This is a genomic window from Rhodococcus sp. AD45-ID, assembly GCF_003023755.1.
Classification (GTDB): Bacteria; Actinomycetota; Actinomycetes; order Mycobacteriales; family Mycobacteriaceae; genus Rhodococcus_F; species Rhodococcus_F globerula.
In genome coordinates, this window is record NZ_PYHL01000001.1 from 645,369 (window position 1) to 660,175 (window position 14,807).

The 14,807-nt window shown below is 63.1% G+C and carries 10 protein-coding genes; 6 read left to right on the forward strand and 4 right to left on the reverse strand.

The genetic code is table 11. From position 1 onward, the window contains the following. Positions 1-11: 11 nt before the first annotated feature. Positions 12-1,268, forward strand: a complete 1,257-nt coding sequence (locus C7T36_RS02985) for a VOC family protein (protein WP_045070649.1) — start codon at positions 12-14, stop codon at positions 1,266-1,268. Then, positions 1,265-2,770, forward strand: coding sequence for an aldehyde dehydrogenase family protein (locus C7T36_RS02990; protein ID WP_045070652.1), 1,506 nt, complete (start codon positions 1,265-1,267; stop codon positions 2,768-2,770). The genes C7T36_RS02985 and C7T36_RS02990 overlap by 4 nt, the downstream gene beginning before the upstream one ends. Here the strand turns inward: C7T36_RS02990 and C7T36_RS02995 are convergent. Genes C7T36_RS02995 through C7T36_RS03005 form a run of 3 tightly spaced genes read right to left on the reverse strand, consistent with a single transcriptional unit; the run spans position 2,721 to position 5,942 of the window. After that, positions 2,721-3,506, reverse strand: a complete 786-nt coding sequence (locus tag C7T36_RS02995; protein ID WP_045070654.1) for an alpha/beta fold hydrolase — start codon at positions 3,504-3,506, stop codon at positions 2,721-2,723. The two genes, C7T36_RS02990 and C7T36_RS02995, sit on opposite strands and share 50 nt — an antisense overlap. Then, positions 3,503-4,567 carry an isopenicillin N synthase family oxygenase gene (locus C7T36_RS03000; RefSeq protein ID WP_045070657.1) on the reverse strand — a complete coding sequence of 355 codons (1,065 nt, stop codon included), beginning with the start codon at positions 4,565-4,567 and terminating at the stop codon, positions 3,503-3,505. Before C7T36_RS03000 ends, C7T36_RS02995 begins: the two co-directional genes overlap by 4 nt. Further along, positions 4,548-5,942 carry a uracil-xanthine permease family protein gene (locus tag C7T36_RS03005; RefSeq protein WP_033231244.1) on the reverse strand — a complete coding sequence of 465 codons (1,395 nt, stop codon included), beginning with the start codon at positions 5,940-5,942 and terminating at the stop codon, positions 4,548-4,550. Before C7T36_RS03005 ends, C7T36_RS03000 begins: the two co-directional genes overlap by 20 nt. 147 nt (positions 5,943-6,089) lie before the next feature. On the opposite strand from C7T36_RS03005, the gene C7T36_RS03010 reads away from it, so the two are divergent. Genes C7T36_RS03010 through C7T36_RS03020 form a run of 3 tightly spaced genes read left to right on the forward strand, consistent with a single transcriptional unit; the run spans position 6,090 to position 8,830 of the window. Beyond that, positions 6,090-6,653, forward strand: a complete 564-nt coding sequence (locus C7T36_RS03010) for a helix-turn-helix domain-containing protein (RefSeq protein ID WP_033231245.1) — start codon at positions 6,090-6,092, stop codon at positions 6,651-6,653. Between the two features lie 21 nt (positions 6,654-6,674). Further along, entirely contained in the window at positions 6,675-7,676 is a 1,002-nt protein-coding gene (locus tag C7T36_RS03015; protein WP_084703041.1) for an acyl-CoA dehydrogenase family protein, read from the forward strand. A 38-nt stretch (positions 7,677-7,714) separates the two neighbouring features. After that, positions 7,715-8,830 (forward strand): N-formylglutamate amidohydrolase, encoded by a 1,116-nt coding sequence (locus tag C7T36_RS03020; RefSeq protein ID WP_239654806.1) that lies wholly within the window; start codon positions 7,715-7,717, stop codon positions 8,828-8,830. Here the strand turns inward: C7T36_RS03020 and C7T36_RS03025 are convergent. After that, a complete protein-coding gene (locus C7T36_RS03025) occupies positions 8,827-10,158 on the reverse strand; it encodes an anaerobic C4-dicarboxylate transporter family protein (protein WP_045071171.1) in 1,332 nt (443 codons plus the stop codon). The genes C7T36_RS03020 and C7T36_RS03025 overlap by 4 nt on opposite strands. Before the next feature lie 117 nt (positions 10,159-10,275). On the opposite strand from C7T36_RS03025, the gene C7T36_RS03030 reads away from it, so the two are divergent. Then, positions 10,276-14,796, forward strand: coding sequence for an ATP-dependent helicase (locus C7T36_RS03030; protein ID WP_181317462.1), 4,521 nt, complete (start codon positions 10,276-10,278; stop codon positions 14,794-14,796). Positions 14,797-14,807: the final 11 nt, after the last annotated feature.

A 14,807-nucleotide genomic window follows, 5' to 3' on the forward strand; every position in this document is an offset into this window, starting at 1 on the left:
CGGACATACACATGCTTGAAAAGTGGCAGTTACGTTCTCGGTTTGCCGCCGAACTGTCGCGGATGTACGGGAACGAGGTTCCAGCGTACAACACGCTGGTTGACGTGACACTGCAGGTCAATCGGGATTACACGGCCACCCGTCCGGGCTCGGAACGCTGGGGAACCCTGGGCCGGATCAGTGCGGAACGGCACGGTGCGATCCGGCTGGGCACTCTCGGCGAACTGCGCGACGTCGCGACGATCTTCGGCGCCCTCGGGATGTCGGCGGTCGGGTTCTACGATCTGCGGCTCACCGATCCCCCTGTTCCCGTGGTCTCTACCGCGTTCCGTCCCACCGATCCGGGGGAACTCGCGCTGAACCCATTCCGCGTCTTCACTTCGGTTCTCACTACCGCAGACAAGCGCTTCTTCACGGCCGATCTTCAGCGCAGAATCGCCGCATATCTGGGTACGCGATCTCTCTTCTCCCCCGACCTGCTTCGCCTGGCCGCGGCGGCGCAGCGCGACAACGGGTTGCCGGAGCCGCAGGCAACACACTTCGTCGACGCCGCCACCCGTGCCTTCCGCCTCGGAACCGAGCCGATCGACGCGCCCTGGTATCGAGAACTTGCGCACATCTCCCCGGTGGCCGCGGACATCGCAGGCCAAAGGTCGACCCACCTCAACCATCTCACCCCGCGGGTACTCGACATCGACGATCTGTACCGCCGCATGACCGAACGCGGCATCACCATGATCGACCGGATTCAGGGTCCACCGCGATGGGGTGGACCACCACTCCTGCTGCGGCAGACCTCGTTTCGGGCGTTGGCCGAGAACCGCCCGTTCCGCGAGCCGGATGGTTCGGTGCACGATGTCCCCGTCCGCGTGCGCTTCGGTGAAGTCGAGGCCCGCGGCATAGCGCTGACCCGCAAGGGCCGCGAGATCTACGACGCTCTGATCTCCTCCCCGGACACGGCGGTATGGGAAGACGCGTTTCCATCCACGGAGGACGGCCTTGCCGACGCCGACCTGGCGTATTTCACCTACCGACGTGACGGTTCGAGGATAATTCGCGAGCCCATCGTCTACGAAGACTTCCTGCCGGCGTCCGCCGCTGGGATCTTTGCGTCGAACCTCGATTCGCCCGGTGGATTCGTTTCCGATGCGGACAGCGCCGATTACGGGCAGGATCGACTCGAGGGTGCCATCGGACACCCCATCCTCGACCCTTTCGAGTTGTACCGCACGCAGCAGGACGCCTCCCGCGAAAGGACTCACCCGTGAACCTTCCCGATCCTTCCGCTCTCGCCGAGCGCGCCCACTCCGCGCTTGCTCGCTGCGGAGCCGAGTGGCCGACCGGCAACCTGACGGCTCGCACACCGATTACCGGAACCGAAATTCGCACTCTGGAACAACATTCCGCTGACGATGTCAACGGCGCGGTTGCCGCAGCACACGACGCGTTCGGTGACTGGCGCACGGTTCCTGCGCCGATCCGCGGCGCCGTCGTGAGGCAACTCGGCCGACTCCTGAGCGAGCACAAAACGGATCTCGCGGAACTGGTCACGCTCGAGGCCGGCAAGATCTCGTCGGAAGCACTCGGCGAGGTCCAGGAAATGATCGACATCTGCGAATTCGCGGTTGGTCTCTCGCGCCAACTCTACGGGCGGACAATGCCTTCGGAACGGCCAGGACACAGACTGATGGAGACGTGGCATCCGATCGGTGTTGTCGGTGTCATCTCGGCCTTCAACTTCCCGGTCGCGGTGTGGTCGTGGAACACCGCGATCGCTCTGGTGTGCGGAGACACGGTGGTCTGGAAGCCGTCCGAGACCACACCTCTGACCGCGCTGGCCTGCCATACCCTCCTGCGCCGCGCCCTCGCCGATTGCGACGCCCCTCGAGGCGTTCATCAACTGGTGATCGGTGGACGCGACGTGGGTGCGGCACTGGTGGACAATCCGCAGGTCGCGCTGGTGAGTGCCACCGGGTCGGTTCGCATGGGACGCGAGGTTGCGCCGCGAGTGGCGGCGAGGTTCGGAAGAAGCCTCCTCGAACTGGGCGGAAACAACGGCGCCGTTGTCACCCCGTCCGCGGATCTTGATCTGGCAGTTCGCGGAATTGTCTTCTCAGCGGCCGGAACTGCGGGGCAGCGGTGTACATCGCTGCGCCGGTTGATCGTTCACGAATCGATAGCCGACGAGCTGGTCGCAAGAATTTCTGCCGCCTACGCACAACTACAGGTAGGCAACCCGTTCGACGACGGCGTCCTGGTCGGTCCGCTGATCAACGACGCCGCACTCGAGGCGATGCAGTCCGCGCTCACCGCCGCGCAGTCGAGCGGCGGCACCGTCGTCTGCGGCGGTGAGCGGGTCGGCGACACCGGTTGCTACGTGCGCCCGGCGCTGGTCCGGATGCCGGAACAAAGCGAGATCATGCACACCGAGACCTTTGCACCCATCCTCTACGTTGTCACCTACAACGAGTTCGACGATGCCATCGCACTCCACAATGCTGTGCCGCAGGGTCTTTCATCCTCGATCTTCACACTCGATCAGCGGGAAGCCGAACGGTTCCTCGCAGCCGACGGTTCCGACTGCGGTATTGCCAACGTCAACATCGGCACGTCGGGCGCAGAGATCGGCGGCGCGTTCGGCGGCGAGAAGGACACCGGCGGCGGACGCGAATCAGGTTCCGATGCGTGGAAGGCGTACATGCGCCGCGCAACCAACACGATCAACTACTCGGACCAACTACCGCTGGCTCAAGGCGTCGAGTTCGGCTGAGGACATCTGCGGCAAATTCGGCGATCGCGCTGACCAATTCGGTGCGAGCGGACAATTGCGGAGCGTGATCGGTCTCGAGACTCACCACGTTGGCCCCGGGCACTCGCTGCTGCATTCCTCGCTGCGTCTCGATCGGAACTGTACGGTCCAAGGTGCATTCGACGTATAGGCGCGGAACCGTACCGAATCGCTCGGGGGTGATTGTCGGTGCCATCAGTCGTGCAGTTTCCTGTTGTGGCACAAGTTGGCGCGCCGCAGCGATCGCGTCGGCTACCGGGGCCTCGTGGAAGAACACCGCTGCACCTGCCTCCGGCGGGACAACCGTCGAAAACCCGTCATCCGAGCTGACCACCCATCGCGAGATCCCGACGGGCGCCGGTAATTCCAGTTCGTTGCACAGCATTCCGAAGTCGATACCCGACGGCAGCATCATCCCGGCGACATACACGATTCCCGCGACCGCAGCGGGAACTCGCTCGGCAACCTGCGACACCACAATGCCACCACCCGAGTGGCCTACCAGCACAGCCGGACCGTCCAGCGAATCGAGCACCGCTACAACGTGATCGGTCACGGCACCTAGGTCTACGACAGTGTCCCGATCGAGGACGCCGGCCCCGGGAAGGTCAACGACTACCGGGTTGAACCCCGCCGCTCGCAGTGGTTCCAGCATCGAATCCCAGACCCAGCCTCCGGCCCAGGCACCGTGGACCAGAACAAGATTCCCGGCAGTCACGACGTTGCCTCCAGCTGCGCTGCGACGCGAACCCGCTCGGCTTCGCGCCCGGCCGCGGTGTTGGACTTGCCCTGCCGCGATCCGGCCAGCTTGGCTTTGATGTGATCCCGGACGGAGACAGGTTCGTACGCCAGTCCGGACTCGTCGAAGAAACTCGGCAGCGTTTCGATCACGGCATCGACGTTTCCGTCGTGGAAAAATGCGGCGGAACGACGCCGCTTGATGGTGCCGTTCACCACGGGAGGTGCCACGCGGTGCAGCGTCGACATCCAGCGGTCGTTGGTCAACTGGGCCGTCAGATCGCCGAGATTGACCAGTAGCGCATCGTCTTCGGGCCACACGTCGTGCCACCGTTGGTCGCTTCCGAGCACCTGAAGCCCTTCGACCTGATCTGCCCACAGGACGGTGACCAGCCCGAAATCGGTGTGTTCACCCATCCCCTTGAGCTCACCGTCCAACGTCACGGTTCCCTCGGGCAACGCGTAGTTGTTCATTCTCAGCACGTCGATCGAGTGGTCGGTGATCGAGTCGAAGAACCCCGGCGTCAGCCCCAGTGCATCATCGAAGATAGTGGTCAGCGTGCGAGCTATCCGTGCTGCGTGTGTGTAGTACGACTCGATCCTGGCCCGGAATCTCTCGACGTCCGGCCACACATTGATACCGTAATCCGCCTCGGAGAGATCAAGATCGGTGAACGACCGAGCTTCGATGCCGATGTTGAACGCCTCGAAAAAATCGTTCATCCGGGTCGCGGATTCCACGCCGAGACTCAGGCTCAGCGATTCGCTCTTGGGCGGGCTGTACCCGCGGTTGGCTCCGGCAACGCGGTACTCGTTCTTCGCCTCCATCGGCAGTACAAAGAAATCGTCCATCGCGCCGGCGAGACCTCCCGCCACTTCCGCAGGAATTCCATGACCTCGGATCTGGATGAATCCCACTCTGCTGCAGGCATCGTCGATCTCGGCGGCAACTCTGGCCTGCTCCTGCGGCGAACCGCCGAGAACGTACGGGGAGATGTCGATGACGGGGACTTCGAAGGACTCAGGCGGTAACTGTGACATGGGCGTCTCCTGTCGGTGTGACTGGGGATTGTGCGACTGCAGGTGATTCGGGAAGGCTCTCGCGCGAACTGCGGGCGAGTTCGCCGAGTCGGGTGTGGTTGAACAGCAGGTTGAGTGTGAAGGCCGACGCCGCGGCCAGGGTGATTCCGCTGCCGAGCAGGATCTGCGCAGACGACGGGAACCGCTCGAACATTCCTTCCGCGAACTCCGGAAGGAGACCGATTCCGACGGATACCGCGGCAATGGTCGTATTGATCGGATCGCTGAGATCGACCTTGCGGAGTGTGTTGATGCCGACGACGGCAACCGTGGAGAACAGGATGATGCCGACGCCGCCCACCACCGGATCAGGCAGTGCTGCAACAACTTCACCCATTCGGGGGATCAGTCCGAGAACGATGAGGATGGCGCCACTGGTAGCGGTGACGTATCGGCTGTACACGCGGGTAGTCGCGACGGCGCCGACATTCTGCGAGAACACGGTGTCGACAAAGGCGTTGAAGATACCGCCGAGCACTCCGGACATACCGTCGGCCACCAGGCCACGCGCCAAATCAGCCTTCTTCAAGGGCTTTCCGGTGATCTCACTGACTGCCAACATGCTGGCGGTCGATTCTGCGAACACGACTGCCATCACGATGCTCATGGCCACCACTGCGGTGACCGGGAACTCGGGTGCTCCGAAATGGAAGGGCATGGGAATGCCGACCCACGCGGAACCGGATACACCACCGAGGTCGATCAAGCCCATCGGAATGGCGATCACGGTACCGATGACCAGCGCGATCAGGACTCCCAGCTGAGTCCACATTCCGCGCCCGAGGCAGATGAAACCGACTGCGATCGCAACGACAGCTGCGGCCAGCGCGAGGTTCTTGGGATCTGCGAATGACGGTGCGGTGGGGTCGTTTCCGACGATCAGGCCACCGGCGACGCCGATCAGCGAGATACCGATCACGGTCAGGACCACTCCGGTCACGAGCGGCGGGAAGTAACGGACGATCTTGGCAAATGGCACTGCCAGCGCGATTCCGACCACACCACCGACCAGCATGGAGCCGTACACCGCCTGCAATCCGTATTCCTGGGCGATGAGAATCATCGGTGTCAGGCCGGCGAATGTGGCGCCGCAGACGATCGGAAGTCGTACGCCCGCAACCTTCCCCACGCCCAGGCTCTGAATGATGGTGATGATGCCGGCAACAAGCAGATCGGCGCTGATCAGCAGTGCAACGGTGCTACGATCCAGGCCCACGGCCGCACCGAACACCAGCGGTACCGTGATGCAGCCTGTGTACATGATCAGGACGTGCTGAAGAGCAAAAGCTGACTGGCGGGCAAAGGGCAACCGCTCGTCGACTGGATGGATGGCCATGCGCCGATCTCCGTCCGTAGCTGGGAGTGTTTTGTGTACTTCCCTATTGAGCACGTCGATAATTTCTTGCTGTGGTCAATTTTGTTTCGCGCATGTAATGAAATTCTCCGCTCGGATGCGCCGCCTCCGCACTGCTATGTTCAGCACATGGACGACGACCAAGTGGCGATCGCAACGGCAATCGGTATCGCAGTGCGCCATGCGCGCAAGGAAGCCGGATTGACCATGCGTGAGGTTGCACTGAAATCCGGTCTCTCACAGCCGTTTCTGAGTCAGACCGAAAACGGTCGCGCAGTGCCGAGTGTGATGAATCTGCACAGACTCGCACAATCGCTTGGCACTACCGCTCATGCGCTACTCGCCCAAGGTGAGCGCACGCCGTCGAGTCTGGTGCGGGCGCACGAGGGCCGGAAGTTCGAACTCGCCCACGATTCCTCGATCCGGTTCTGTTCCACCGGGTCACACACCATGGAACCGAACGAAATCACGGCCGGGCCGCACAGCGAAGCCGGTGAACACACTGAACACGCCGGCGAGGAATTCATTCACGTTCTCGAGGGAACTGTCGATGTCGAAGTGGGCCTGGACGAACGGCATCGGCTGAATGTCGGGGACACATTGCTGTACGCGGCGACCATTCCCCACCGATGGTTCAACCGAACCGATCGAATTGCCCGGTTCCTGATCGTGAGTTCTCCCCCGTCCTTCTGACACACCGCATACCCTGAAGCGGTGACCATGTGGCCGGAACTTGCGCGCGAGATCGCCGATACCGTTCTGTTCCCCGTTGCCGACAGCGTTGACGCGGACGGTGAAATTCCGAGCAGTCATTTCGACGCCCTCGCCGCCGACGGGTTCTACGGCCTGGCCGCGCTCGGCGAGGAAGGACCTTCGGCGGCCGAACTTGTCGAGGTTGTCGAAACACTGTGCGGCGGGTGCCTCGCGACTGCATTCACCTGGATGCAGCATCACGGCGTCGTCGGCGCCTTGGCATCGACCACCAACACTGCACTGACTGAGCAGTACTGGGACGGCCTCGTCAGCGGAGAACTGCAGGGCGGTGTCGCCTACGCCGGCGCCATCCCGCGCCCTCCCCTGCTGTGGGCACGCCGGGTCGATCACGGATACGTCCTCGACGGGATAGCCCCCTTTGTCACCGGCTGGGGAATCGTCGACGTTCTTCTCGTGTCGGCGCGGGACGAATTCGACAATTCCATCGTCCACTCGGTGGTCAAGGCTACCGACGCTCCTGGCCTGTCCGTCGAGGAACTCCCCCTTATCGCTGCTCGCGGAAGCAACACCGTCCGAATAGCTTTCGACGGTTTTGCCATCCCCGACGCCCAGGTCACGGCAGTTGTCGACGATCAGCAATTCCAGAACACTCAACTGCCCGGCCTGTGGTTCAACGGAGCCATGGCGATGGGGGTCGCGCGGCGCGCAATGGCAGAGTTGGCGGATCTCGGAGTCGATACGGAACCGTTCCAAAGCCAAGCCGAACTGGTGCGTGAACAGCTCGACAGCGCTGTGGCGGGCAACGCCGACATGTCTGCCGCCCGCGCCGCGGCCTCCGAACTCGCAGTCCGGGTTGCGGCGGCTTTCGTCACGGCTACCGGCTCGCGCTCGCTGGTGGGCAGCAACACGGCCGAGCGTCTGATGCGTGAAGCCACGTTCACACTGGTAGCCGCCACCCGCCCTGGAATAAAGACTGCTCTGGTCGAGCGACTGCGCGATTAGCCGAGTGCACTCCGCTGCCCTGGATTACGCTCGGTGCCATGAACAGTGTCATGAACAGTGTCACGAACAACGGTGCACCTGTACTCATTCCGGCCGGAACCAGCTTCACTCCCGACGATCTGACGTTCTATGCCGATCGTGAATCACGCACACTCGACGACGCGATCGCGGGCGCCGATCTTCTTGTGAGCTGCCCTCATTCGGGTTCAGCCATCCCGGAAGAGCTTGCCGAGTTTCTGGCACCCGAGTTCACGAGGCGCCTACAGTTCGATTTCACCGACATGTCGACCAGCGCGATCGTGCGTCGGTGGGCCGAGATCGATCCGCGCATCGTGTACGTCGAAAATCCTCATCCGCGCATGATCCGCGATCCAAACCGCGCCAAGCCCGAAAACCTGGAAGCTTCACTGCGCGAAGCATTTGCACGTGTTCACCAGGCCGGGGCGGGCAACAAGGTGGACCTCACGGGCGTAGACGCCGTCCGCCCGGTCACGTTCTCCTTCTACCCGTTGCTGCTGGAACCAACCGACGACGCCGGGTGGAAGCGCCTGGCCGACACGTTCACCGAGACAGCAGATCGCGGACTCGGCGTGTACGAGCGCACGCGTGATTCTCTGGTCGAGAAAATGGTGGAGAAGAGTTTCGAGGTGCGGCGATCGTTCACGACACTCTCGTTCCACGACACGATGAACCACACGACGCGACGCGACGGTGCGGTCAATGTACTTCGCCCCGAGGAGGATCGGCTGCCTGACGTCGTGGCACTGTCCAATCGCGGTGATCACGACGGCAATCGACGTGGCGACAATCCCGTGACGATGGACCCCGAACTCATCCGAACTCTCGCGGCAGCACATCGCAAGGGATTTCAGGTCGACGATCCGGACGCTGTCGCCCTTAACCAGCCGTATCTCGGCAGCTTCGAAATCATCACAGCGGGTGCGCGATTCGCCGAGCAGTCAGCACGCGCGGATGCTGCCGGCATCACACTCAGCGCCGTGCAGGCGGAGTTCAAACGCGAGTTCCTTCTCGGCGATGCCCTCGCCGCGCACATCATGGAACCCGGCGTCGACTGGCCGAGCTCTGATCCGGAGCGGGTGGACCAGCTCGCCCGCGCGTGCAAGGCGAGCTGGGACCACTACCGAGACAGCTAGCCGAGCACCACTCCGAATATCGCGCCGGCGGTAATCGTGGTCACGGCCAGGATTATCGTCGGCAGGAAGAACGAGTGGTCCACGAGCTTGGTACCGAGCTTCGTGCTGCCGGAGAGGTCGAAGTTCGCGGCCGCGATCTGCGAACCGTTTGTCGGCAACAGGTAGATACCGGCAAACGCTCCGGCCCACATACCGGTCAGCAGTCCGGGGGCGATACCGGCCGCAAGCCCGATCGGCACGATGGTTCTGGTGGCGGTCGACTGGCTGGTGGTGAGCACACACACCAGGAAGACACCGAGCGCAAAGATCCACGGCGCGGCACTGACCAAGTCGCCGACGGTGCTGGTGATCAGCTCCAAGTGAGCGCTGATAAACGTATCGGTGAGCCACGCGAGACCGAACAGCGCAATCGCCGAGACCATACCGGCGCGGAACACCGTCGAGGTCGGAACGTCGGCCACATTGGGCTTGCACACGAGCAGGATGAGAGTGCCGACCAGGAACATCAGCATCTCGATGATCGGGGTCATTCCCAGCGGCGAGCCGTCGGCTGCCTCGGGTCGAATTCCCTTGAAGAGTCCGAAGATCACGATCGCCAGAACACCTGCGAGGAAGATCAGCGCTGCGTTGCGACCGGTCTTCGTCGAGACCAGTTCGGTGGTGGCCGCAGCGCCGGGGCCGGCTAGCTCTCCGGACTTCAGCTTTGCCTGTACGTCGGGATCGTCGGCCAGTTCCTTGCCGAGGCGATTCACAGCGAACGACGAGATGATGATGCCGATCACCGCTGCCGGGAAGGTGATCTTGATGATGTCGATGAGCTCGAAATCGTACGGCGACACATCGGTCAACGTCACCATCGCCGCCATGGCCGCCGATACCGGGCTACACGCCAGCGCAACACCGGTCGAGACGACGGACAGCGACAGCGGCCGTGACGGACGCACCCCGTTCTTGTACGACACGTCGTAAATCACGGGCAGCAGCGGATACAGAATGTTGGACGTTCCGGCGCCGACCGAGAAGAGGAACGACACCAACGGCGCAATCAACGTGATCTGTTTGGGCCTGGATTCGATCAGTTTTGCCGCGATGGTGACCATCCAGTCGATGCCACCAGCTGCCTGCATCATCGACGACGCAAGCACGACGGACAGCACGATCAGGAGGGCATCGACCGGCGGCGCTCCTACGTCCTCGCCGAACACGAACACAAGGACGGCGACGCCGGCACCGCCCCACAGACCGAGTGCAACACCACTCGATCGAGTGCCCATGACGATTGCCCCGAGCACCACTACGAGCTCGAGAGCAATAATTACAGCTTCCATCTGGCACTCGCCTTCTCGAAAAACAGCCAAACCGTCCTGATTAGAGAAAAATATAATGCCGCCGACGTCTTCAGCAGGTTTGAACACGCTGTCGGTGGGCAGGTGCACTATGGATACGTGACCGACGTCCTCGAAAAGTTCTCGCCCGCGACACGAGAATGGTTCGACGGTGCCTTCAGCGCCCCAACACCGGCTCAACTCGGCGCGTGGGAATCCATAGCAAGCGGCGCGCACACCCTCGTCGTTGCGCCTACCGGTTCCGGCAAGACGCTGTCCGCTTTTCTGTGGGCACTCGATCAGTTGGCTTCGCGGGACGAGAGTCACCGCACCACCAAGGTCCTGTACATCTCACCGCTCAAGGCACTCGGCGTGGATGTCGAACGCAACCTCCGCGCTCCGCTTGTCGGCATCACTCAAACCGCCAAACGCCTCGGTCTCACTCCGCCCGAGATCACGGTCGGCGTCCGCTCCGGTGACACCTCCCCCGCCGATCGACGCTCGTTGATCAAAAGGCCGCCGGACATCCTGATCACTACCCCGGAATCGCTGTTCCTGATGCTCACCTCCGCCGCCCGCGAGACGTTGGCCGGGGTCGACACCGTCATCGTCGACGAGGTCCACGCCGTGGCCGGGACCAAACGCGGCTCGCATCTCGCACTCTCGCTGGAGCGTCTCGACGCACTTCTCGAGTCGCCCGCGCAGCGCATCGGTTTGTCCGCTACCGTCCGCCCCCACGAAGAAGTCGGGCGGTTCCTTTCCGGGTCCGCGCCCATCAGGATCGTCGCGCCGCCGGCCGCCAAGACCTTCGACCTCACCGTCCGCGTTCCCGTGGAGGACATGACCGAACTGGGCATCGCAACACCGGCAGACGGATCAGAATCTCCGACGCCCCAAGCGGGCTCCATCTGGCCGCACGTCGAAGAGCAGATAGTCGATCTTGTTCTCGAACACCGCTCATCCATAGTGTTCGCGAACTCCAGGCGTCTCGCCGAGCGTTTGACGGCTCGGCTCAACGAAATCCACGCCGAACGCACCGGTGTTGTGGTCGAAAAAATGCCGAAGCCGCCGTCACAAATCGGCACACCCACCGAAGTCAATTTCGGTGCCGAACCACTGCTCGCGCGCGCCCACCACGGCTCGGTCAGCAAGGATCAGCGCGCCATCATCGAAGACGACCTGAAATCCGGGCGACTGCGGTGCGTCGTCGCAACAAGCAGCCTCGAACTCGGAATCGACATGGGCGCAGTTGATCTGGTTATCCAAGTCGAGGCGCCGCCATCGGTTGCGAGCGGACTCCAACGCGTCGGCCGGGCCGGACACCAGGTCGGCGAAATCTCCCGAGGCGTGGTGTTTCCGAAACATCGAACCGATCTCATTCACTGCGCCGTCACCGTCGAGCGCATGGTCGAAGGCAAGATCGAAGCGATGGCCGTTCCTGCCAATCCGCTCGACATTCTGGCCCAGCAGACGGTGGCCGCAACGGCACTCGAACCGATCGACGTCGACGACTGGTTCGACACTGTCCGCCGAAGTGGTTCGTTTGCAACACTTCCCCGCTCCGCGTACGAGTCCACCCTCGATCTGCTGGCCGGTCGGTACCCCTCGGACGAGTTTGCCGAACTGCGTCCACGCCTGGTGTGGGATCGCGAGGCCAACACACTCACCGGACGCCCGGGGGCTCAGCGTCTGGCTGTCACTTCGGGCGGCGCAATCCCCGACCGCGGCCTTTTCACTGTCTACATGGTCGGCGAAAAAGCCTCCCGAGTCGGCGAACTCGACGAGGAAATGGTCTACGAATCCCGAGTCGGCGACGTGTTCGCCCTGGGCGCGACCAGCTGGCGGATCGAGGAAATCACGTTCGATCGCGTTCTGGTCAGCCCCGCCTACGGACAACCGGGGCGTCTCCCGTTCTGGCATGGCGACGGTCTTGGGCGCCCAGCGGAACTCGGCCAGGCTCTCGGTCAGTTCGTCCGTGAAACAGCGCTCGGCAACGAGGCCGATGTGATCGAGCGCTGCCGCATCGGCGGCCTGGACCACAACGCCACCACCAACCTGATCCAGCTGGTGGGCGAGCAGAAAAACGCGACCGGGCAGGTACCGTCGGATCGAACGTTGGTGGTCGAACGCTTCCGCGACGAACTCGGCGATTGGCGTCTGGTCCTGCACTCCCCGTACGGCCAGCGAGTGCACGCTCCGTGGGCACTTGCCATCGGCGCCCGGCTGCAGGAACGGTACGGCGTGGATTCCAGCCCCACTGCCTCCGACGACGGCATCATCATCCGTCTACCTGATACCGAGAACGACCCTCCCGGCGCCGAACTCTTTGCGTTCGGTGTCGAGGACATCGAAGATCTGGTCACCCAGGAGGTTGGCGGGTCTGCACTGTTTGCCTCACGGTTTCGTGAATGTGCCGCTCGCGCACTGCTTCTTCCCCGCCGAAATCCCGGCAAGCGTGCGCCGCTGTGGCAGCAGCGTCAACGCAGCGCCCAGCTCCTGGACGTGGCACGCAAGTTTCCCACGTTCCCCATCCTGCTCGAGACCGTGCGCGAATGTCTCCAGGACGTCTACGACCTGCCGGCGCTCATGGAATTACTCGGCAAGATCGCCAAACGCCAGATCCGCATCGTTGATGTCGAGACGGCATCACCATCCCCGTTTGCCAGTGCGCTGCTGTTCAGCTACGTCGGCGCCTTCATGTACGAGGGTGACAGCCCGCTCGCCGAAAGACGCGCGGCTGCACTGTCTCTCGACTCCACACTGCTCGCCGAACTGTTGGGCCGCGTCGAATTGCGGGAACTGCTCGACGGCGGTGTCATCGAGCAAGCCGAGCGCGAGCTGCAACGACTGGTGCCGGAGCGCAAGGCAAAAGACCTCGAGGGTGTTGCTGATCTGCTGCGCATGCTCGGTCCACTCACGACGGCGGAGGTGAACGCGCGTTCCCTCGAAGATCCGCGATCGTGGCTCGACACCCTGGTGACGGACAAACGCGCCCTACATGTTTCGTTTGCCGGGCAACAATGGTGGACGGCAATCGAAGACTCCGCCCGCTTGCGCGACGGCCTCGGCGTACCCCTACCCATCGGCGTGCCCGCCGCATTCATCGAACCGGTGGATCAGCCGCTCGAGGACTTGTTGAGCCGCTATGCGCGCACGCACGGACCTTTCACGCTCGCCGACGCGGCCGCCAGATTCGGCATCGGCATTTCAGTGGCTCGCGATGTTCTCGGCCGTCTTGCCTTGGAGAAGCGGGTACTCGAGGGTGAATTCCGCCCCGGATCGGCCGGCAGCGAATGGTGCGACGCCGAGGTTCTCCGGCGATTGCGTCGACGCTCACTCGCTGCTGCCCGGGCGGATGTGGAACCCGTCAGCACCGCCACTCTGGGCCGCTTCCTCCCCAGCTGGCAGCATGTCGGCGGCACTCTCCGCGGTATCGACGGCGTTGCCGCCGTCGTCGATCAGCTTGCCGGAGTTCCCATTCCGGCGTCGGCGCTCGAATCGCTGATCCTGCCGAGTCGAATCCCTGACTATTCACCTGCCATGCTCGACGAACTGACTTCGACCGGCGAAGTCCTGTGGTCGGGGTCCGGAGCCATCTCAGCCAAGGACGGTTGGGTTGTCCTGCACCCGGCGGACCTTGCCCCGGCGACTCTCAATCCACCTGCTGACACCGATGTCTCGGACTTGCAGCAGCAAGCCCTCGACGTCCTGACCGCTGGTGGCGCCTACTTCTTCCGTCAATTGGCCGAAGCACTCGACAATCCGGAAGACGGCGCGCTCACGACCGCACTGTGGGAATTGGTGTGGCTCGGACACATCGGCAATGACACCCTTGCTCCACTTCGTGCTCTGCTATCCGACACCACTCGAACCACAACCAGCCACCGCGCTCCGAGGCGTGTTCCGCGGGCCCGTCCGTATCGCGGAATGATGCGTCCGGCGGTGCCCGCGCGCACCGGACCGGCCACCGCCGCCGGACGCTGGTTTCTGCTACCGGCTGCCGAACCCGATCCAACGGTGCGGGCACACGCGACTGCGGACCTCCTGCTCGAACGCTACGGAGTTGTCACCCGAGGCAGCGTGGTGAGCGAGAACGTCCCCGGCGGATTTGCGTTGATCTACAAGGTGCTCAGTACTTTCGAGGACAACGGCCGGGCAAGACGCGGATACTTCGTCGATACGTTGGGCGGCGCGCAGTTCTCCACGCCTGCGGTCGTGGATCGTCTGCGTACGTTCGGGGAATCCATCGAGGGTCGCCATACCCCTTCTGCCACCGTCACTCTTGCTGCGTGCGACCCCGCCAATCCGTATGGAGCGGCGCTCCCATGGCCGGCATCGAACGCCGAAGAATCACCCGGACACCGACCCGGGCGGAAGGCCGGCGCGCTGGTCGTTCTCGTCGAGGGAGAACTGGTGCTCTATGTCGAACGTGGTGGTCGAACCATCCTGACGTTCACCGACGACCCCGGCGTACTCCGAACGGCAGCAACGTCTCTGGCCCAGATAGTGAAGAACCGATCAGTCGAGAAGATCGTCGTCGAGAAGGTGAACGGCGAAACCATCCACGGCAACAACTTTGCGCCGGTCTTGGTCGAAGCCGGTTTTGCCGCCACCCCACGCGGCTTCAGGCTGAGATCGTGAAGGGTGCTCAC